Annotated in this window: 15 protein-coding genes and 1 tRNA gene; 8 read left to right on the top strand and 8 right to left on the bottom strand. The window is 62.8% G+C overall.

Annotated features, from left to right (window positions below):
• The first annotated feature begins 102 nt into the window (after nt 1–102).
• The 5 genes from AC0L3L_RS21525 (at nt 103) to AC0L3L_RS21505 (ending at nt 4,501) form a co-directional block, all read left to right on the top strand.
• Complete coding sequence (locus AC0L3L_RS21525; protein WP_473487150.1) at nt 103–1,059, top strand: LysR substrate-binding domain-containing protein; 957 nt, start codon at nt 103–105, stop codon at nt 1,057–1,059.
• A 73-nt stretch (nt 1,060–1,132) separates the two neighbouring features.
• Nucleotides 1,133–2,698, top strand: coding sequence for an exodeoxyribonuclease VII large subunit (gene xseA, locus AC0L3L_RS21520; protein WP_473639043.1), 1,566 nt, complete (start codon nt 1,133–1,135; stop codon nt 2,696–2,698).
• A gap of 53 nt (nt 2,699–2,751) precedes the next feature.
• Nucleotides 2,752–3,891: a DmpA family aminopeptidase gene (locus tag AC0L3L_RS21515; RefSeq protein WP_473639042.1), complete on the top strand. Its 1,140-nt coding sequence runs from the start codon at nt 2,752–2,754 to the stop codon at nt 3,889–3,891.
• Between the two features lie 24 nt (nt 3,892–3,915).
• Nucleotides 3,916–4,071 (top strand): GH-E family nuclease, encoded by a 156-nt coding sequence (locus AC0L3L_RS21510; protein ID WP_473639041.1) that lies wholly within the window; start codon nt 3,916–3,918, stop codon nt 4,069–4,071.
• On the top strand, nt 4,019–4,501 hold the full coding sequence (locus tag AC0L3L_RS21505; protein WP_473487154.1) for an ankyrin repeat domain-containing protein: 483 nt from the start codon (nt 4,019–4,021) through the stop codon (nt 4,499–4,501). Before AC0L3L_RS21510 ends, AC0L3L_RS21505 begins: the two co-directional genes overlap by 53 nt.
• Before the next feature lie 78 nt (nt 4,502–4,579).
• Here AC0L3L_RS21505 and AC0L3L_RS21500 read toward each other — a convergent pair whose 3' ends face one another.
• The 5 genes from AC0L3L_RS21500 to AC0L3L_RS21480 form a co-directional block, all read right to left on the bottom strand.
• A complete protein-coding gene (locus AC0L3L_RS21500) occupies nt 4,580–4,834 on the bottom strand; it encodes a hypothetical protein (RefSeq protein ID WP_258122049.1) in 255 nt (84 codons plus the stop codon).
• Between the two features lie 741 nt (nt 4,835–5,575).
• Nucleotides 5,576–6,331, bottom strand: a complete 756-nt coding sequence (locus AC0L3L_RS21495; RefSeq protein WP_473487155.1) for an ATP-binding cassette domain-containing protein — start codon at nt 6,329–6,331, stop codon at nt 5,576–5,578.
• The gene (locus tag AC0L3L_RS21490) at nt 6,324–7,376 is read right to left on the bottom strand and encodes an ABC transporter permease subunit (protein ID WP_473487156.1); all 1,053 of its coding nucleotides are present in this window, start codon (nt 7,374–7,376) and stop codon (nt 6,324–6,326) included. The genes AC0L3L_RS21495 and AC0L3L_RS21490 overlap by 8 nt, the downstream gene beginning before the upstream one ends.
• Nucleotides 7,377–7,472: 96 nt before the next feature.
• On the bottom strand, nt 7,473–8,453 hold the full coding sequence (locus AC0L3L_RS21485) for an ABC transporter substrate-binding protein (RefSeq protein WP_473639040.1): 981 nt from the start codon (nt 8,451–8,453) through the stop codon (nt 7,473–7,475).
• Between the two features lie 488 nt (nt 8,454–8,941).
• Nucleotides 8,942–9,847 (bottom strand): sugar-binding transcriptional regulator, encoded by a 906-nt coding sequence (locus AC0L3L_RS21480; RefSeq protein ID WP_473487158.1) that lies wholly within the window; start codon nt 9,845–9,847, stop codon nt 8,942–8,944.
• A gap of 284 nt (nt 9,848–10,131) precedes the next feature.
• Here AC0L3L_RS21480 and AC0L3L_RS21475 point away from each other — a divergent pair, with 284 nt between their 5' ends.
• Together AC0L3L_RS21475 and AC0L3L_RS21470 are read left to right on the top strand one after the other, a co-directional pair.
• Complete coding sequence (locus AC0L3L_RS21475) at nt 10,132–11,037, top strand: tagatose-bisphosphate aldolase (protein WP_473639039.1); 906 nt, start codon at nt 10,132–10,134, stop codon at nt 11,035–11,037.
• Between the two features lie 16 nt (nt 11,038–11,053).
• Nucleotides 11,054–12,565: an ROK family protein gene (locus tag AC0L3L_RS21470; protein ID WP_473639038.1), complete on the top strand. Its 1,512-nt coding sequence runs from the start codon at nt 11,054–11,056 to the stop codon at nt 12,563–12,565.
• Between the two features lie 45 nt (nt 12,566–12,610).
• Here the strand turns inward: AC0L3L_RS21470 and AC0L3L_RS21465 are convergent.
• Together AC0L3L_RS21465 and AC0L3L_RS21460 are read right to left on the bottom strand one after the other, a co-directional pair.
• Nucleotides 12,611–12,687 (bottom strand) — tRNA-His (locus AC0L3L_RS21465).
• Nucleotides 12,688–13,118: 431 nt separating this feature from the next.
• Complete coding sequence (locus AC0L3L_RS21460) at nt 13,119–13,568, bottom strand: phasin (RefSeq protein ID WP_473528110.1); 450 nt, start codon at nt 13,566–13,568, stop codon at nt 13,119–13,121.
• Nucleotides 13,569–13,819: 251 nt separating this feature from the next.
• Here AC0L3L_RS21460 and AC0L3L_RS21455 point away from each other — a divergent pair, with 251 nt between their 5' ends.
• On the top strand, nt 13,820–17,518 hold the full coding sequence (locus AC0L3L_RS21455) for a PAS domain S-box protein (RefSeq protein WP_473639037.1): 3,699 nt from the start codon (nt 13,820–13,822) through the stop codon (nt 17,516–17,518).
• A gap of 472 nt (nt 17,519–17,990) precedes the next feature.
• Here the strand turns inward: AC0L3L_RS21455 and AC0L3L_RS21450 are convergent, their stop codons facing one another.
• Complete coding sequence (locus AC0L3L_RS21450; protein WP_473639036.1) at nt 17,991–19,973, bottom strand: acetoacetate--CoA ligase; 1,983 nt, start codon at nt 19,971–19,973, stop codon at nt 17,991–17,993.
• Between the last annotated feature and the right edge of the window lie 41 nt (nt 19,974–20,014).

Genomic DNA, 20,014 nt, shown 5'->3' with positions numbered 1-20,014 from the left:
ACATGCCGTCATGTGGACAGTCGTAAATTTGCCATCGTTCGATTGATTAATCCAACGAATGTTTCTAATCTTTAGCATCAACAGCAGTGATGGATGGGAACGATGAAAGCGCCACTCGATCTCGATCAGTTGCAGACCTTCGTCTCAATCGTCGACACCGGCAGCTTCACCCGCGCGGCGGAAGCCGTGCATCGGACCCAGTCGGCGGTGTCCATGCAGATGCGCCGGCTGGAGGAACGGATCGGCAAGCCGCTGTTCGAAAAGGACGGGCGCACCAACAGGCTGACCGAGGAAGGCGACAGGCTGCTCTCCTACGCAAGACGGCTGCTGTTCCTCAATCGGGAAACGCTGGCCGCCTTCGACGACCGGCGGCTCGAAGGCACGATCCGCATCGGCACGCCGGACGACTATGCCGATCGTTTCCTGCCCGAGATCATGGCCCGCTTCGCCCGTTCCAATCCACGTGTCGAGCTGACCGTGATCTGCGAGCCGACGCCGGGCCTGGTCGATCATATCAAGCGCGGCAATCTCGATCTGGCGCTGGTGACGCACAATGACGCACACGGCCAGTCGGAAGTGGTGCGGCGCGAACCGCTGCTGTGGGTCACTTCGGCCAACCACGCCACGCATGAACAGGAAGTTCTGCCGATGGCCTTCGGCCGGCCGAACTGCATCTGGCGGCGGGCTGCGGTCGACGTGCTCGACCGGCAGAACCGCGACTACCGCATCCTGTTCACCAGCTTCTCGGCAACCGTCATCACCGCCGCGGTGCTTTCCGGCCTGGCGATCTCGGTGCTGCCGGAATGCGCGCTGCGGCCCGGCATGCGGGTTCTGGGCGAACCCGACGGGTTCGGCGCGCTGCCCGATTGCCGCATCGGCATCATGCGCGGCCAGACGTCGCGGCCGGAGATCGTCGACGCGCTGGCCCGCCACATTTCGGAAAGCCTCGACAATATTTCCGTGCCGCTCGGCGAAGATACGGGAAGCTTCGACTTCCCGGCATTTGCCTTCTCTAAGACGAAGCGGACCAAGCCGAACCAGATCTCGCCGGGCTGGTGAAAAACCCCCGCAATTGGCCGGCACCGGACACAGCCGTCTTGACGCGGACGGACAACCGCCCCCCAATCGGCCAATGAGCGACGCAGTATCCGAATCACGCACCAACGCCACCGAATACACGGTGAGCGAGATTTCCGGCGCGCTGAAGCGCACAGTCGAGGACGTCTTCGGCAATGTGCGGGTGCGCGGCGAAATATCAGGCTATCGCGGGCCGCATTCCTCCGGCCATGCCTATTTCTGCCTCAAGGACGACCGCGCACGGCTCGACGCCGTGGTCTGGAAGACCGCGATGAGCCGGCTGAAATTCCGCCCCGAAGAAGGCATGGAGGTGATCGCCACCGGCCGGCTCACCACCTATCCCGGAAAGTCCACCTACCAGATCGTCATCGACAATCTGGAGCCGGCCGGCGCCGGGGCGCTGATGGCGCTGCTGGAAGAGCGCAAGCGCCGGCTGCAGGCCGAAGGCCTGTTCGATGCCGGCCGCAAGCGCTTGCTGCCGTTCATGCCGCGCGTCATCGGCGTCGTCACCTCGCCGACAGGCTCCGTCATCCGCGACATCATACACCGGATCAAGGACCGGTTTCCGCTGCACGTGCTTGTCTGGCCGGTACGGGTGCAGGGCGAGACGGCAGGCGCGGAAGTGACCGCCGCCGTCAACGGCTTCAACGCGCTGGCGCAGGATGGCATTATTCCGCACCCCGACCTGTTGATCGTGGCGCGCGGCGGCGGCAGCCTCGAGGACCTTTGGGGGTTCAATGACGAGGCACTGGCCCGCGCCGTCGCCGCCTCACGCATTCCGGTGATCTCCGCTGTCGGCCATGAAACGGACTGGACGCTGATCGACCTGGCGGCGGATGTGCGGGCGCCGACGCCGACGGGTGCCGCCGAAATCGCCGTGCCCGTGCGCGCCGACCTCGAAGTAACACTTGCCAGCCTTGGTGCGCGGCTCAAGACTGCGGCATCGCGCAATTTCGAACGCAAGCGCCAGGCGGTGCGTGCCGCCGCGCGCGCGCTGCCCTCGCCCGACCAGCTGCTGGCGCTGCCGCGCCGGCGTTTCGACGAGGCGACGAGCCGGCTCGGCCGGGCGCTGTCCGTCAGCGTCCAGCGCAAGCGAGCCAGGCTTCAAGCGCAGCGGCTGACGCCGGCCACCCTGTCTCGACGCATGAACGAGGCGCGCACGCTGGCCGGCCGTGATCTCGCCCGTGCGCAGGCGGCGTTCTTCGCCATCGTGCGCGAGCGGCGAACGCGGTTTTCGCGCACCGCGGCGCGGTTGTCGCCCGCGCCGATCGCAAGGCGGCAGAAATTGCAGGCCGATGCCCTGGCGGCGCTGTCGCGGCGACAGGACCGGGTGATTTCGGTGCGGCTCGAACGCTTGCGCGGAAAACTGACCCAGGCCGACCGGCTGCTGGCGACGCTGTCGCACAAGGCGGTGCTGGCGCGGGGCTTCGCCTTGGTGAAAGACGCCGACGGCGCAGTGATCAAGCAAGCTGCGGAAGTGGTGCCGGGTATGGCACTTTCGCTGGAGTTCGCTGACGGAACCGCCGATGCGATTGCGACCAGCGGTACCGCAAGACCGAAAACAATTGCAAAGCCGGCCGCCAAAGCCAAGGAGCCCGGCAATCAAGGCTCCCTGTTCTAAGTGCCCAATGATTATTTTCAGGCGCCCATAATCCCGATGACTTCTGAATGCCCATGACCGGCAATCCACATCACCGGACGCCTTCCGGCAGGTCGCGTGCAAGAGCCTTCGGCATTAGTTTTGACGGCACGCCCGGACCGTTCAACGCCATCACCGATGTGGCTGGCGTTGCGGTTGGCTATTCGACGCTGATTTCGGGCGATGGTGCGCTGGTGGTCGGCAAGGGACCGGTGCGCACCGGCGTGACCGCTATCCTGCCCAGACCGCGCGACGATCTCGCCACGCCGGTCTTTGCCGGTATCTTCAGCCAGAACGGCAATGGCGAATTGACCGGCTCGCACATCATCGAGGAAACCGGTGCCTTCAATTTGCCGATCACCATCACCAACACGCATTCCTGCGGCGTTTCACGCGACGGAACGCTGCGCTGGATGCAGCGCGTGCTGCCGGCCGCGCTCGACAGCGGCTGGGGTCTGCCGGTGGCGGCGGAAACCTATGACGGCTTCCTGAACGACATCAACGGCCACCATCTCAGGTTCGAACATGTCGCCGCGGCACTCGATGGCGCGACCAGCGGATCGATCGAGGAAGGCAGCGTCGGCGGCGGCACCGGCATGATCGCCTTCGCTTTCAAGGCAGGCTCCGGCACGGCATCGCGCATCGTCGAATGGCACGGCCGGCGCTACACGGTCGGCGCGTTCGTGCAGGCGAATTTCGGCAAGCGGAGCAATTTCACCATTCGCGACTTGCGCGCCGGGCCAGATCTCGTGGAACCGGCGATCCGCGAAAGCACGCCGCGCGCCGAAAAGGGCTCAATCATCGGGATCGTCGCCACCGATGCGCCGTTGCTGCCGCATCAGATGAAGCGGCTGGCCCGCCGGGCGCCGCTCGGCGTCGCCATGACCGGCGGCTTCGGCTATCATAGCTCGGGCGATATTTTCCTCGCCTTTTCGACCGCCAACCGCGAGGCGGCGCTGGCGCCGTCAGGCCGCATCGCCAGCGCCGATTTTATCCCGGATACCGACATCGACCCGTTCTTCGACGCCGTGATCGAATGTGTGGAGGAAGCAATCCTCAATGCGCTGGTCGCCAATGACGACATGACCGGGCGCGACGGCAATTTCGTGCCGGCGCTGCCGAAGGCATGGCTCAAGGGCAAATTCGGTGCGAGGCCCAGCGTAGATCTTGGTTGATACTTTCCCCGGGTTCGGCCCGGAATGGCCCTGAAGCTGCGAAGGATTAACCCAAAAGCAGTTCAACGAATAAACGGCCCTAACAAATATCAATTGGAAGACCCATCGTCCAATCGGAGCCATAGGTATGAGCAACCCAGATGGTCCCGCACCCGTACACAAGGCGGTGATGAGACATAGCTCGCCTGAAGTCATCCAGGCCATCTCAGAGGGGGAGGATGTCGATGTGTTAGATCGCGACGGTCGGACGCCGTTGTTTTACGCGACAAAAGACGGAGACACCGCAATCGTCGCTGCACTGATCGAGCGTGGATCGAACGTGAATGTGCAGGACAAGAATCTGGAAACACCGCTGCACTTTGCCGCTCGTGAATATCGGCTCGAAGCGGCGGAACTTCTAGTCAAGGGCGGCGCAGATGTTTCTGCCCAAGACGTTCATGGAAACACGCCCCTGTGGCGTGCCGTGTTTGAATCACGGGGCCGTGGCGAGTTGATCAAGCTCCTTCTCTCAGCTGGCTCAGATAAAACGCTGAAAAACAAGCATGGCTCTTCGCCGGAAGACCTCGCAAAGACCATTGGAAATTACGATATCAGCGCGTTCCTGGGCTGAAAGCCCGCTAGGCTCACTCAGCAGGCAGGTAATGGCGTATGCTGTGCTTCAAATCGCTGGCGCCAGGAACAGACCGTATCACTCGGCAGGCTTGTCCGAATTCTTTTCGTCCTGGTCGGCCTCAGCCGCCTCTTCCAGCCTCGACGCGATAAGTTCCTGAATGTCGCCGACCTCTTCCTGGATATCCTCCAGCGGTATGCCGGCCTCAGCCGCCTTGGCCGCGCATTCCCTGGCGAGGGTCTCGGCCTGCTCCTCGATCCTGTCCAGCGAGGACTGGCAGTGGACCTTTTCGCCGATCCACTCCTGCAAGAACTCGATCGCGTGTTCGCTCATGCTGCTGTTCCCTGGCGGCTGCGCCGGTTGGTAATCATAAACGCCGGCATCCCCGAAAAGATGCACGCTCCTATTCCAACCGAGTCGCCGTCACCCGGCAAGCCGATCTTGCCCAAGCTCCACAGGGCTGACGGAAATCGAAGGTTCAAGGAGCACATTCTAATTCTTGAGGAGATTCTATTTTCTTGCGCAGACTGGCACCGTTGGCTGGGATCATGTCCCGGATCGCGCCATTGTTTCTACTTGCTTTTTTCCGGTAATCCAGTCAATTTGTATGACAATAGATGTCACATACGTGGCACGTTTGCGGCGCCATTCGCTGCGCGATCCTAGGATACGCTGCCAAAGCCGCCGCTATATAGTGACATCCTCAGGCAATGTCGACTCTGCTCGCCATCCTGCTTCTTTCCGCCGCGCCGAGCGTATCTGGATGGCATTTTGTCATCGTCGGGGGCGAGCATATTTCGCCGGAAATCGGGCGGGCGCATTGAGATGCTGAGCAGCTAGGCGCGGTACCTGTGCCAGCGATCCTGTCGCAGTCGCTTCTCGCCGGAGAAATTGCCGGCTTAGCCGGCTCGCCACCCGGGAAGCTGATCCCCTCGGGGAAATGCGTGTTTCCGCAATCGAAAGGTTCGGCCTAAAGCGCGTCGCGTCTGAAGGGATTTCATGCGACGCGCTTTGAGTTTTGTTTTTATGCATGTCGTTGTCCCAAAACCGCTGCGCACTTTTGGGCGACATGCATTAGCCGCCAACCATGAGCTTGACGACTTCGTCATGATTGGTCTCCGAGATCTTGCGCTCGCCGGCCTGAACGCCGCGGCGCAGCACGACGATGCGGTCGGAAACGGCGAAAATATCCTGCAGATTGTGCGAGATGAAGATTACGCCCCGCCCTTGCGCCTTGAGCTGGTGGATGAGCGAAATGACCTTGCGCTGCTCCGGGACTCCGAGGGCCGCGGTCGGTTCGTCCATAATCAAGATCTGCGCGTCCCAATAGACGGCCCGGCCGATGGCAACGGCCTGCCGTTGACCGCCGGAGAAATTGCTGACCGGGGCGTCGAGCCGGCTGACATGGAAGTCCAGCCGTCCCATGGTCTGCTTGGCGGCGACGGCCATGGCCTTGCGATCGAGCACCGGCAAGAAACCGAAGGCCTTGCGCATGGGTTCACGGCCGAGGAAGATATTGGCGCCGATGGACAAATTGTCGGCGAGCGCGAGATCCTGGTAAATGGTCTCGATGCCTTTTTCGCGCGCCTCCTGCGGCGTCGCGAACGTCACCGGCTGCCCTCTCAGCAGAATTTCACCGCCGGTCGGCTGAAAGACGCCCGATATCGCCTTGATCAGCGTCGTCTTGCCGGCGCCGTTGTCGCCCGCCAGGGCCACCACTTCGCCCGGCCGCACGGCCATGGAGAAATCGTTCAGCGCCTGCACCGCACCGAAATGCTTGGAAAGGCGTCGGACTTCGAGAAGGGGGGTGGTTTGTTCGGAACTATTCATCCTGGCGAGCTCCACTGAACCGGCGCTGCGCCTGGTCGATAAGGACGGAGATAATGATGACGAGGCCGACGGCGATGAACTGCCAGAACGGCTCGACATTGACGAAAACCAGCCCGTATTGAATGACCGCGATCACCAAGGCGCCGGCAACCGTCCCGAAGATGGTGCCGGAACCACCGAACAGGCTGGCGCCGCCGATCACCACCGCTGCGACACTGTCGAGCAGCAAGGGTTCGCCGGCCTGGGCGGCGCCCGCGGTGAAGCGCGCTGCATAGAGCGCGCCCCCGAGGCCCGCGCACATCGCCGAAAGCACGTAGAGGCGCAGGATGTGGCCCCTGATGTCGATGCCGGCGCGACGCGCCGCCTGCACATTGGCGCCGATGGCGTAGTTGTGCTGGCCGAACCGGGTCTGGCTCAGGATGTAGTGCATCACGACGACAAAGACGGCGGCAATGATGACGAGATAAGGCACACCGTAGAACCTGCCGTTGCCAAGCAGCGCGAACCAGGAATTCTGGACCGGTACTGTTGTGCCGCCGGCCAGCAGGAACGCAGCGCCACGCGCCACGCCAAACATGCCAAGCGTGCCGATGAAGGGTGGAATTCTGAGGCGCGAGATCAGCAAGCCATTGATGACGCCAGGCACTCCGGCGACGATCACGGCCGCCAGAATGCCCAACGTCATGGCCAGAGGCACCGGCATGGCGATGCCAGCCATATTCGTGGCGTGGGCCGCAACCACGGCCGCGAGACCCATGATGAAGCCCAGCGAGAGGTCGATGCCTCCCGAAATGATGACGAAGGTCTGCCCGGTCGCCAGCAGCAGCGGCGCCACGGCAAATATTGCAATGGACTGCACGTTGAACGGGTTGAGCACGAAGGTCGCGCCGAAGGAGAGCCTGGACCAGACCTCGAAACAGATGATCAGGCCCGCGAGGAACAGCCAGGCGCGTCCTTCGGCGATGCGTGCGAGCCAACTCCTGGCCGGGTCACCGTGATCCGCCTGAGGAGCGACATGCGTTTCGATTGGTGATGTTGAAGTCATGAATGGTTCCGATCCGCAGAGCGGCCTCCGACAAACAGGGTCAAAGAGACCCGGCGCAGGTCTCCTTCCGGCAGGCCGGAAGGAGACTGGCTGGACTTATTCGGAATAGAGGTACTTCGAGATGTTCGGGTCGGCGATGTTGGCCTTGTCCATGATCGTAAAGCCGGTGCCGACCGCAACCGGGATCGACTGGTCCGTCAGATGGGCATAGGCCGACATGACGCCGAAATAGCCGATTTCCGCGGGATGCTGGGCAATCGCCACGTCGACAAGGCCGGTGTTGATGTTATCGACAATGCTGGTCGGCGCGTCGAACGCCACGACCTTGACGGTGCCGGTCTGCCCGGCCTGCTGGACGCCATTCGCTGCGCCAAGCGCCGAGAACAGATTTGCACCGAACACCCCAACGAGATCGGGATTGCGCGCGAACACAGCCTGCAGCTGCGAGGCGGCCTTGTTGGCGTCGTTGTCATTGAACTGGGTTTCGAGAACGGTGATGCCGGGATGGTTGGCCGCCATCTCCTTCTTGAAGCCCTCTTCACGCTGGTCGGTGGTCGAAATGCCGGGCTTAACATTCGAAACGTAGACCTTGCCCTTGTCGCCTATGGCCTTGGCCAATGCCCGCGCGGCGATCTCGCCGCCCAGAATATTGTCCGAAGCGATATAGGACAGTGGGAAATCCGCCTCGCCGGCGCCGGTCTGGTAGACGCCGCTGCCGATGAAAGTGTCGACGGTGACCACCGGAATGCCGGCATCGTTGGCCTTGCGGAGCGGCTCGACCAATTGAACCTTGTCGGTCGGCGCGATCAGGATGGCGTCCGGCTTCTTGGCGATGACCGCGTCAAGCACGGGGACTTGCGTTACCGGATTGAAATCCGGGGCGCCCTGGAAAACCAGGGTCACGCCAAGGGCATCGGCTGCCGCCTGGGCTCCCTTGCGCATGGTGATATAAAAGCCGTCGGTGGTAAGACCCGGAATGAGCGCAATGGTGAACTTTTTGTCCTGCGCCAACGCCGGCGTGACCAGCGCCGCTGCGCAGATGGCGAGAGCCGCCAGGGCGGCAACAATCTTCTTCATAACATCCTCCTCATGGTGTTGGCAGATTTGCCGTTGCGATCGACATTGAAATGGCCGTCAATTCGTTCCGGCTATGTGAAGTGCTGGCGGCAAGAACCAGGTTCGCCTGCTTGCTGTTATCGGCAGCTTTCCTCCCGAGCGCCCCCCAGTCGTTAGGTCAGCCAGTCGAAACCGACCAGCCTGATGCGCAGTCCCGTTCCTAGCCTCCGCAAGGTGCAGGGAACAGCGCCGCTCGGCGCGCATGCTTGCCTAGCCGCAAGGTTGTAACACTTTGCTGAAAGAAATTGCAACCGGGTATTTCCGGGATCGAAACGCTTTCAAACCGGACACCATCTGTCTGCTCCGCAGAGTCCCTCACGCAGACTATTGCCCCAACTCCTTGCCGACACAACTGACGATTTCGCGGCGGCGGGCTCGTGATCCGGGTTTGGTGTCAATCAGTTGGTATCGATCAGGTGTGCCGATGTCACACATCGGCGTGCCCACCATTATCGGGGCAAGAGAGCCTCGAGGATGGCCTGGGCCGTCTTCGTGTCCGTAACCAGCGCGTTGATAAGCCCGGCGCGGACGGCACCGATGATGGCCATCGCCTTCTCCGGCGAGGCGGCAACGCCGATCGACAGGGGGACGGCTCGAAGCTGGGCCGGCGACATTGCGATCATCCGGCCCTCCCCCTCCCACGGGATGAGCGTGCCTTCGGCGTCGAAGTAATGACGGATAACGTCTCCAGCCGCATGAAACAGGGCCTGTTCGCTCAGCGTGGCCGCACTCGCTTCGGGCGGATTGATGGCATGGGGCAGGCCGACGCCGACGATCGCAACGTCGGTCCGGTCCCAAAGCGCGACGCTGTCGCGGATGGCCGCATCGCCGAGGAAGACCTCACGCAACTCGGAGGACGGCAGATAGGGCGCATGGATGAAATGCGGCGTCCCGCCGAACTCTTCGGCGGCGAGCCGGACAAACTCGTTGATCTGAAAATGCGGCGCCTGCTGCTGCATACCGCCGGTGGCAGCGACGGTAAGAACGCCGGGAATGCGAGGCAGGCCTGCCTGGATAACCTCGCGAATGGCTCGCCCCCAGCCAATGGCGACCACGGAGCCGGCCGTCAGTTCCGCTTGCTTGAGCAAGGCGCCGAGCGGCGCAGCGAGGGCCGTCAGCGCACCGGCCGCCGGCGTTTCGATGACCGCCGCGTCGCGAAGTCCGAGTCCCTCGACCAATTGCGTGGTGATGCCTTCGGGCGTTGCAAGATCGAGAACCTCGATCCGCACGATGCCCTCTGCTCTCGCCCGCTGCAGGAGACGCGATATCGTCGCGGTGGAGACACCAAGCCGCCGCGCGATATCGACCTGAGACATGTCAGCCTCATAGTGCAGTTTGGCGACCGTATGCAGCATCGTCCGCGATGCGGCCGCATCTTGTGCGGGAGGGACAGCCAGCTTGCAATTCCTTTCAGCAATGTGTTACAGACCTCGACCGATGGCAGTTATCGCGCAAATTCGGCTGACTCGCAACGTGGGCTCGTTTCCACGGCAAATTGCGGGCCAGGGCCAAATTTCTCGGTTCGATAGCGCATCAAAGCGGCAAATTCTCCTGCCGACAGGCAGGTAAGAACTAAACCTTTCTTGTTCCACGGATCTGCGCCCTGGTGAATGGGCGCGCCAACATCGGACAGAAGACCATGACAAAGATGACGACCGCAGAGTTGCGCGGGTACCAGCAGATATGCGGCCAAGACGGGGCCATCATGGCCATCGCCTGTGACCAGCGTGGCGGCATGCGAACCTTGCTTGCGGCGGACCCTGCAGAACAGGCCAAGATCACCAACGACATGCTCGGCGACACCAAGTCGGACATCACGCGATACCTCGCGAGCCAGGCGTCCTGCGTGCTGCTCGACCCGCTCTGCGCGGTGCCGCGGGTTGTCGATGAAGGGGTGCTGAACCGCGATACGGCTCTGCTCATCGGCCTCGATGCCTCGGGCTTCGACGTCTCGCCCGCCGGTTACCGCCTGTCGCGCCTCGCTCCCGGCATCGGCGCGCGCCGCGTCCGCGAGCTCGGCGGCACCGGCGGCAAGATCATGGTCTATCTCAGGGCCGACAGGCCTGAGGCGAATGAGCACAATGTCGCCATTCTGCGCCAATGCATCGCCGACTTCGCGCAAGAGGACCTCCTGCTCGTCGTCGAGTTCCTGACCTATCAGCTCGAAGGGGAAAGCCTTGAAGACTATACCGCCAAGATCCCCTGGCTTGTCGAAGAAGGCACCCGGATTTCCCTGGAATGCGGGGCAAAGGTGCTCAAGCTTCCTTATCCCGGAACGCCGGAAGCCTGCGCCAGGATCAGCAGCATGGCTGGCGAGGTGCCATGGGCGGTCCTCTCCGCCGGCGTAAACCACGCAACATTCCTGGGCCAGGTCGAGATCGCGATGAAGAACGGCGCGTCAGGCGTCATCGCCGGCCGGTCGTTGTGGAAGGACTGCATCTCGCTTGACCGTGACATTCAGCGGGAAAGGCTTAAGACCATCGCAGTGTCGAGATTGCGCGAGCTTCAGGCGGTGATCGGAAACTACCGGCAGAAAGCCGCTTAGTCCATGACAGGACGTCATGCCTCTTAGTTCGATGGCCATAGGAATCGATATCGGCGGCACCAATCTGCGCGCCGCCCGTATTTCCGGCACGGGCGAAATCCTCGACCGCATTTCCGAGAAAAGCGCGCCGGACCCGGAGCTCGTGCTCTCGCGGATCGCCGAAATGGTGCGCCGGCTCGATTCCCCCGAAGTTGCCGCCATCGGCATCGGCGTCCCCGGACGCGTCGATGCGCTGCTTGGCGCGGTCTTGTCCGGAGGCTATGTCAACCTTGCCTCGATCTCCCTAGCGCAGCGACTGGAAAGCCTGGCGGGCAAGCCTGTGGTGATCGACAATGATTGCAACATGGCACTGATCGCGGAAATGGCTCTCGGCGCGGCCAGAGGCCATGAAAGCATCGTCATGTTCACGATTGGGACCGGCATTGGTGGTGCCGTGGTCCAGGACCAGCGGATCGTCCGCGGCAAGGGGACGGCGGGGCAGCTCGGCCATATCACCGTCGACATATCAGGCGAAGCGTGCGTATGCGGCCGGCGCGGCTGCGTTGAAACCACCAGCTCAGGTACAGCGCTTGGCCGTCACATCGCGCGGGCAGGCCTCGGTCCGGATGTTTCGGTCGATCAGCTTTTTGCCCGGGATGCGGGCGGCGATCCCTTGGCGCGCGGCATACTGGAAGCCTGGGCCGGCCCGCTGCGTGCGGCAATCGATACGACGGTTGCCATGTTCGCCCCTGACCTGGTCCTGCTCGGCGGCGGACTTGGCCTGGCGGCCCACAGGGCGCTTGCCAGGGCTCCCGCCTTGGCTCCGTGGTACCAATGCCCGGTCGAAGCGGCGCAACTGGGCGATGATGCCGGCGTCATCGGCGCCGGTCTGCAAGCGATCGCGACGAAGGCGGCAGTCGCGCCCGTGTCCTTGCCATCTGCCCGGCTCGACCCCGGCCGGCTTGCCGTGCCCGGCCGGCGTGCCGTGCCCGCCAGGCGCGCCGTGCCCAGCCGGCGCGCCGTGCTCGTCAACGGCATCCCCGCCAGCGGCAAAAGCACCGTTGCGCGCGGCATCGCCGAGCGCATGGGTTGGCCATTGCTCGCGCTCGATACGATCAAGAACCCGTTCCTCGAGGTGCTCGGCGGCGGTAATCGCGAATTCAACCGCACGCTCGGCCGCGCCAGTTACCACGCCATCTGGTCGGTCGTCGGCGAGGCTCCGGCGGGCACCATATTAGTCGTCGACGCCTGGTTCGGCTTCCAGCCGCGCCAGGTGCTCGAGGATCACCTGCGAAGGGCCGGCGTCGAGCAGACCGCCGAAATCTGGTGCCATGCTCCCGGTGGGGTTCTGGCCGAGCGCTATCGCGCACGGCTCGACCAGCGTCCCGCCGGCCATCCCGGCGCGACCTACATCCCCGAACTGATCGAACTGGCCAAGCGCGCCGAGCCACTGCGGCGCGGACCGCTGTTTGACGTCGACACGACCAAACCGATCGCGTTTGATGCCATCACGCAATGGCTGCAGGCGACGATTGCGGCTGACAGATAGGCAGCGCGGCCGCCCAACAATTCAGTGATTTAGCAAATAAAGCGATGGTACCGTTGGCTGGGATCGAACCAGCGACCTCCGGATCCACAATCCGGCGCTCTAACCATCTGAGCTACAACGGCACGCTTGCCCGAGCGGGATCGAATGGACCGTTCATTCTCCGGGACCCGCTCTGTCGTTCGGCGATGCGTCCATACGGGCTATCGGAGTTTAATTCAAGGCTTTTGGCCGCGCATGACCCGAAAATCAGAATCGCTTTTCGGAAAGGATCATGCGCAAAATCCAAAGCTCTACAGCGTCCTTTGCGCGTCCAAGAGGACGCGCGGCGCTGTAGGCAAAGATCGTCACCTTTCGCCGGGCAAAGAAAAAGGCCGGCGGGAGGAGGTGCCGGCCTTTTCCTGTTACAAGCCAGCGGGAGGAGGTGCTGGCTGTCACCCCGGAGAGCAGAGGGAGGAGGTTCCACCCGCCGGGTATTTGCTTGACCACTATATCTCACATAATCCTCTTCGAAGAAATGCGACCTTTTGTTGCATCTTCGAAATATGCGCAAATATTAGGCGGCCTTAATTTCACTCATCGCCTTCTCGAAGGCGGACTTGATCGGCTTGGAGACGTCCTCGGCCGCCTTGGAGGCGACGGCCTGGAAATCCTTTGCCTGCTCGACGGTCATCTCGACGCGCTTGCGCAGGAATGCGGTCTGCAGCTCGACGACTTCCGACAGCGACTTGGCGCCGATCAGCGCTTCGAAATGCGAAAAGCCGGCTTCGGTATTGGCGCGCAGAGCGGCGATGGTCTTGAGCGACAGGTCGTTGGAAACGGTCTTGGCGGTCTCAAAGGTCGACTCCAGAGCCTTCTGGGTCTCTTCGGCGCCGGTCTTCAGCTTGGCATAGGCCTCTTTCGACTGCTCGACGCCCTTTTCCGCGAAAGCGCGGATCTGGTCGGTGGCCTTGGAAGCGTCGAAGCTCGGGAATTCGACGTTTTCAGCGGTCTTGGTCCTGGACATATTCCATCCTTTGCAGTGGCAGCGGCTTCGACAGAAAGCCGTCTCGTTCATGTATGATGGCAATATAAAGGCAAATTTTGTGCATTGCAATATCTTTGTTGCAGCGCACCATAGAATTTCTCTCCCAGCGTTAACCACGAGGCCAGAGATTCCGGCGGTTGCACGCTATGGCTTGTGGACCTTCGCGCCGTCGGCTTTTATTAACAAAGCGTTAACCGCAAACTGCCGCTGTGTGAGGGCTCCCAAAGCGCATGCCGTCCGAAAACTACTCCTTCCTCGACGTCGCCGTGCTCGACGCGGTCCGCCAGCGCTTTGCCGCCGGCGACGCGATCGCCCTTCTGTCGGCAGACCTCGAACAGGTGATCTGGGCAAACGGACCAGGGGCAGCGGTGTTCGGCTATCCCGACATCGAGGCCATCATCGGCGCCTCGACAGGCTTGCCGCTGATCGCCAGGCGCCAGATCATGGCGACAAGCGGTTTTCCACAGATCGGCCGCGACCGCGCCATCACGCTGCGGCTGGCAACCGGCCTGACCAGCCGCGCGGTTGGCTTTCTGGCCAGCACGGTGACAATGCCTGACGGCGAAAACGCGATTATGCTGGCGGTGCCGGCGGCGCAGACCGGCTCGCGCAGCGCCGCCGAGATCGCCGCTCGGGCCATCAGCGGCTTTACCGAAGACGGTCATTACATCGCCTTCGTCGACGCCAAGGGCAACATCGAGGCCGCTTCCGATGGTTTTTCGGCGCTCGGCATCTTGCCCGAAACGCTGGCAGCGCTTGTGGCCGATGTGGCGCACGAGAGCGACCGCATCGTCAAACGCCTCGTTCCAGGCGGCACCACTTCCTATCCGGCCGGCCTGGCCCGGCTGACGGACGAGCGGCACCTGCTGGTGGTGATCGACGAGGACCGGCTTGACTCCGAAGAAGCCTCTGCTGGCGAGCGCAGCGCGGGGATGGAAACCGCAACCGGTGCGGCGGCGGCCGTTGCCGCAGTCCGGCCAAAGGCAGAACAGGACAATGCGCCGGCAGCAGTCGCGAAGACGGATGCGGCAGAGACAGTCCCGGCAGCCGGCGAAGACACATCGGTGTCGGCGGAGCATGACGTTCCCGATTCCATCGGGCCCGATTCGACCCGGCCCGATTCGACAGGACCTGATTCAACCGCGCCTGATTCGACCGAGCAGGGTCCGGAAGCGGCCGGCGGAATGCCCCCTCAGCATGACCATTGGTATTTCAGCGCCAGCGAGGATGAGGCGCAAAAGCCGGGACCGGATGTGTCCGGACATGTCGAGGCGGATGCTTCGGCGGAAAGTTCCGCACGGGATGCCCACAGGGCCGCCTCCCCCGTCGAACGTGTCATCCCTTCGATCGACCGCGCGGCGCCGCCCCTGCGTTTCGTCTGGCGAACCGACGCCGAAGGCAGGTTCAGTGCGCTGTCGCCAGAATTCGCGGAACTCGTCGGCAAGCCTGCCGCCGATGTGATTGGCCGGCGCTTCAGGGACGTCGCGGCCACCTTCGACCTCGATGCGTCCGGCGAGATCGCCGGCCTGCTCGACCGACGCGACACCTGGTCCGGCCGCTCCGTGCTGTGGCCGGTTGCCGGCACCGATTTCAAGATACCCGTCGACCTGGCGGCGCTGCCTGTCTACGGCCGCAGCCGTGCCTTCGAGGGTTTTCGCGGCTTCGGCGTTGCCCGCACCGGCGATGCAGTGCTCGATCCCGAAGCGATCGGTATGGCGCTTGTCTCCAATGCCGAGGCCACCGCAGCCGTCGAACCGGAAGTCGCCGAAACGCCTGACGAAACCGACCCGTTCCAGGGCGAGGTGCCGGCGCTGACCATCGTGCCGAAGCCGGAGCGGCGCTTTGCCGACAAGGTGATCCGGTTGGCCGAGCACAGGCAGCCGGCCAACGACAAAGGCCTGTCGACGCTGGAACGCAGTGCATTCCGTGAGATCGGCGAGCGGCTCAAGAAGGACAATCCCCCGACCGAACAGCCCGATGCTGCAATACCGGCTGCGGCGGAACCGACCGAAACCGATGCCGAAGACGATAAGGATGTCGCAAGGCTCGACGGCGAGCAACCGGAAGCAACCGTGTCCGGCATCTCAGGCTCGCTGCTCGATTACGCCGACCGGGACTATATCGCCGACAACAGCGACGGTGCGCCGGTTTCGGAGCCGGACAAGGCGGCGCAAGAGGTGGTCGAACCCACCGACACGAGTGGTCGATCGACCGCCGCCGAAGACAACGACAGCATGACGGCTGCCGATTTCCGTGACGCAGAAGACAACGAGGATTGGGCGCGGCCCGATGACGACGAAGCCCGTTCGTCAACCGATGACATCGGCGATGCCGGCGACGTGGAGCCGGCGCCGATCGAACCGCCGCGCCTGCCGGTGCCGCCGCTCAAGCTCGAAGGCTTCGTGCCATCGGCTTTTTCGACCGCAGACGACAACAAGGCTCCGGATATCTCGATTCTGGGCAAGCTGCCGGTGCCCCTGCTCATCCATTCCGGCGACGATCTTCACTATGCGAATGAGGAATTCCTCAGCCTGACCGGCTATGACACGCTCGACGATCTGGAGGATGCCGGTGGCCTCGGCGCGCTGTTTGCCGATCCTTACGACGGCAGCGCCCCCGACGGAACCGATCACGCGTTGCGGTTGAAGACACATGACGGTCAGGAGTTCCCGATCGAGGCCATTCTGCGTTCGGTGCCGTGGCGTGGCGGCAAGGCGCTGATGCTGGTCGTGCGCCGTTCCGGCGACGACGAGGCAGCAGCTATTCCGCATGGCGCCGCCGACGACCATACGCAGCCGGACACTTCCGAACTCAAGGCACGCATCGCCGAGATGCGCACCATCATCGACACCGCGACCGACGGCGTCGTGCTGATCGGCCGAGACGGAACGATCCGCTCGATCAGCCGCCCGGCGGAAGCGCTGTTCGGTTTCGACAGCGACGAGGTGACCGGCAAGCCCTTCGTCTCGCTGTTCGCGATCGAAAGCCAGCGCGCCGCGCGAGACTATCTCGACGGACTGTCCGAGCCCGGCGTGGCGAGCGTGCTCAACGACGGCCGCGAGGTGATCGGACGCGAGGCGCAGGGGCGCTTCATTCCGCTGTTCATGACCATCGGCAGCCTGCCCAACGACAGCGGCTTCTGCGCGGTGGTGCGCGACATCACCCAATGGAAGCGGGCCGAAGAGGACCTGACCCAGGCGCGCGCTGTGGCCGAGCGCGCCTCCTCGCAAAAGACCGACTTCCTCGCCCGCATCAGCCACGAGATTCGCACCCCGCTCAACGCCATCATCGGGTTTTCCGAGCTGATGGTCGACGAGAAATTCGGGCCGGTCGCCAATGACCGCTACCGCGACTATCTGCGCGACATCAACCGGTCGGGCAACCATGTGCTCGACTTGGTCAACGACCTGCTCGACATTTCGAAGATCGAGGCCGGCCAGCAGGAGATGGCCTATGAGGCGGTGTCGCTCAACGACACGCTGGCCGAGACAGTGGCGATGATGCAGCCGCAAGCCAACCGCGAGCGTGTCATCATCCGCTCCAGCTTCGCCTCACGGCTGCCGGAAGTGGTGGCCGATCTGCGCAGCGTGCGCCAGATCGCGCTGAACATCCTGTCGAATGCCATCCGCTACACGCAGGCCGGCGGCCAGGTGATCGTATCGACAGCTTACGAGATCTCCGGCGACGTCGTGATGCGCGTGCGCGACACCGGCATCGGCATGAGCCAGTCCGAGATCGAGCAGGCGCTCAAGCCGTTCAAACAGATCAACGCGCTGAAGCGTGGGCGCGGCGACGGCACCGGCCTCGGGCTGCCGCTGACCAAGGCCATGGTCGAGGCGAACCGGGCCCGGTTCACCATCAACTCGACCCCCGGCGAGGGCACCCTGGTCGAAGTCGCTTTCCCGTCGACCCGCGTGCTCGCGGATTAGTTAAAAAAGAAAGGCGTCCAACAGGACGCCTTGAATGATTGGATTGCTGTTACAACGGGGGCTTGAGCGAATTCAGATCCTCTGGGGATTTCGAGGAACGGGATTTCTCCCTCAAGTTACGCACGACTATCGATGCCGGCCCTTAACAAAACCTTACCGGCGCCGCGAAAAATTTACCAATGTGTACCACTCATGAAATCTAGGTAAATTCGAGCGAGATATTTCGTTAACCATGCTCGGCTGCCGTTTGAACGCGTGACGGTCTCATGTCTTGGAGATTGATTGGCCGAAGCTCCTCAACTTCGTCATCCTGGGGTCTCCGCGACGGAGCTTCGCTCCTGCTACGCCCAGGGATGACGAAGTTGAGGAGCTTCGGCCAATCTCGAACGTTTGCGATGGTTCACTCAACGAACCATGAAATCATGGCCACAAAACAGGCCTGCAACCTGTCAAACTCGCTCACTTCGAGGAACTAATCGGCCAGTTCCGGCAGGTCGCGGAATAGCTCGAGCGCTTCGGGATTGGCCAGCGCCTCCTTGTTCTTGACAGCGCGGCCATGCACCATGTCGCGCACCGCGAGTTCGGTGATCTTGCCCGATTTGGTGCGTGGAATGTCGGCGACGGCGACGATTTTAGCCGGCACGTGGCGGGGGCTCGCGCCGCTGCGGATTTTCGCGCGAATGCGTTTTTGCAGCTCGGCGTCGAGTTCAACGCCCGGAGCCAGCCGCACGAACAGCACAACGCGCACGTCGTTGTCGAAATCCTGGCCGATGCACAGCGCTTCCAGGATTTCCGGCATCTGCTCGACCTGATTGTAGATCTCCGCCGTGCCGATCCGCACCCCGCCCGGGTTGAGCGTCGCGTCGGAGCGGCCGTGGATGATCAGGCCGCCATGAGCGGTCCATTCGGCGAAGTCGCCGTGACACCAGACATTGTCGAAGCGCTCGAAATAGGCTGCGTGGTATTTCTTGCCTTCGGGATCGTTCCAGAAGCCGATCGGCATCGCCGGAAACGCCTTGGTGCAGACGAGTTCACCCTTCTCCTGCCTGAGCGGGTGGCCGTCGTCGTCCCAGACATCGACGGCGAGGCCGAGGCCAGGTCCCTGGATCTCTCCGGTCCATACCGGTTCGGTCGGCACGCCGAGCACGAAGCAGGAGACGATGTCGGTGCCGCCGGAGATCGAGGCGAGATGCACGTCCTTCTTGATGCCGTCATAGACGAAGCGGAAGTCCTCGGGCGACAGTGGCGAGCCGGTGGAGGAGATCGTGCGCACGCTGGAAAGATCATGCGTTTTGATCGGTCTGAGGCCGGCCTTGCGCACGGAATCGACGAATTTGGCCGAGGTGCCGAAATAGGTCATCTTCTCGGCGTCGGCAAAATCGAACAGCACGTTGCCGTCGGGATAGAAGGGCGACCCGTCATAAAGCAGAAGGGTTGCGCCCGACGCCAGGCCGGACACCAGCCAGTTCCACATCATCCAGCCGCAGGTGGTGAAATAAAAGAAGCGGTCGCCGTCGAGCAGGCCGGCGTGGAACCGTTCTTCCTTGACATGCTGGATCAGCGTTCCGCCGGCCGAATGGACGATGCATTTGGGGATGCCGGTCGTTCCGGAAGAAAACAGGATGTAGAGCGGATGCGCGAACGGCAACCGTTCGAAGGTTACGAGCTTGGCGGCAAAGGATGAGAGCGCCTCGTCCAGCGGAGTCGCCTTCTCGATGGTCGCCGCCACATCGGTAGACGTGCCGAGATAGTCGACGATCAGGATCTTACCGACGGTGGGAAGCTTTGCGGCAACCGCCGCGATCTTGTCAGCGACCTCGATCGCCTTGCCACTATACCAGTAACCGTCGGGCGCGATGAAAACGACAGGCTCGATCTGACCGAACCGGTCCAGCACGCCCTGTTCGCCGAAATCGGGAGAACAGGACGACCAGACGGCGCCGATCGAGGCTGTCGCCAGCATGGCCGCGACCGTCTCCGGCATGTTGGGCATCATGGCGGCGATGCGGTCGCCCTGTTTCACCCCGAGCGACAGGAAAAGCTGCTGCAGCCGCGAGGTCAGCGCATGCAGCTCGTTCCAGGAGAGCCGGCGCTCGACCTTGTCCTCGCCGCGAAAGACGATGGCATCACCGAGCCCGGTTTTCTTCAACAGGTTCTCGGCGAAGTTCAGCTTCGCGTCGGGAAAGAAGGCGGCGCCGGGCATTTTCTCGCCATCGACAAGCACGCGCTCGCCGCCACTGATCCCGCCACTGGCGCCCTTGTCGCCCACGATCCCGCAAAAATCCCAGACCAGGCTCCAGAATGCCTCGCGATCGTCGATCGACCAACGATGTAGATCGGCGTAGGAGGAAAAATCCTTGCCGGTTGCGGCCGCGGCGGCCTGCATGAAGGCAGTCATGGGCGCGGCGTCGACCTGGTCCTTCGTCGGTGCCCAGAGCGGTGCGTCGCCGGCCATGATCGTTCCTCCTTGAAGCACATCACGTTTGAAGAGATTCA

The organism is Mesorhizobium sp. WSM4849 (assembly GCF_055811385.1).
This window is presented reverse-complemented; position numbering and strand designations above follow the sequence as displayed.

Excerpts from the sequence above, each read along its gene's own strand:
- AC0L3L_RS21525 (WP_473487150.1), top strand. The coding sequence starts at position 103 with ATGAAAGCGCCACTCGATCTCGATCAGTTGCAGACCTTCGTCTCAATC.
- xseA (WP_473639043.1), top strand. The coding sequence starts at position 1,133 with ATGAGCGACGCAGTATCCGAATCACGCACCAACGCCACCGAATACACG.
- AC0L3L_RS21515 (WP_473639042.1), top strand. The coding sequence starts at position 2,752 with ATGACCGGCAATCCACATCACCGGACGCCTTCCGGCAGGTCGCGTGCA.
- AC0L3L_RS21510 (WP_473639041.1), top strand. The coding sequence starts at position 3,916 with ATGGCCCTGAAGCTGCGAAGGATTAACCCAAAAGCAGTTCAACGAATA.
- AC0L3L_RS21505 (WP_473487154.1), top strand. The coding sequence starts at position 4,019 with ATGAGCAACCCAGATGGTCCCGCACCCGTACACAAGGCGGTGATGAGA.
- AC0L3L_RS21500 (WP_258122049.1), bottom strand. The coding sequence starts at position 4,834 with ATGAGCGAACACGCGATCGAGTTCTTGCAGGAGTGGATCGGCGAAAAG.
- AC0L3L_RS21495 (WP_473487155.1), bottom strand. The coding sequence starts at position 6,331 with ATGAATAGTTCCGAACAAACCACCCCCCTTCTCGAAGTCCGACGCCTT.
- AC0L3L_RS21490 (WP_473487156.1), bottom strand. The coding sequence starts at position 7,376 with ATGACTTCAACATCACCAATCGAAACGCATGTCGCTCCTCAGGCGGAT.
- AC0L3L_RS21485 (WP_473639040.1), bottom strand. The coding sequence starts at position 8,453 with ATGAAGAAGATTGTTGCCGCCCTGGCGGCTCTCGCCATCTGCGCAGCG.
- AC0L3L_RS21480 (WP_473487158.1), bottom strand. The coding sequence starts at position 9,847 with ATGCTGCATACGGTCGCCAAACTGCACTATGAGGCTGACATGTCTCAG.
- AC0L3L_RS21475 (WP_473639039.1), top strand. The coding sequence starts at position 10,132 with ATGACAAAGATGACGACCGCAGAGTTGCGCGGGTACCAGCAGATATGC.
- AC0L3L_RS21470 (WP_473639038.1), top strand. The coding sequence starts at position 11,054 with ATGCCTCTTAGTTCGATGGCCATAGGAATCGATATCGGCGGCACCAAT.
- AC0L3L_RS21460 (WP_473528110.1), bottom strand. The coding sequence starts at position 13,568 with ATGTCCAGGACCAAGACCGCTGAAAACGTCGAATTCCCGAGCTTCGAC.
- AC0L3L_RS21455 (WP_473639037.1), top strand. The coding sequence starts at position 13,820 with ATGCCGTCCGAAAACTACTCCTTCCTCGACGTCGCCGTGCTCGACGCG.
- AC0L3L_RS21450 (WP_473639036.1), bottom strand. The coding sequence starts at position 19,973 with ATGGCCGGCGACGCACCGCTCTGGGCACCGACGAAGGACCAGGTCGAC.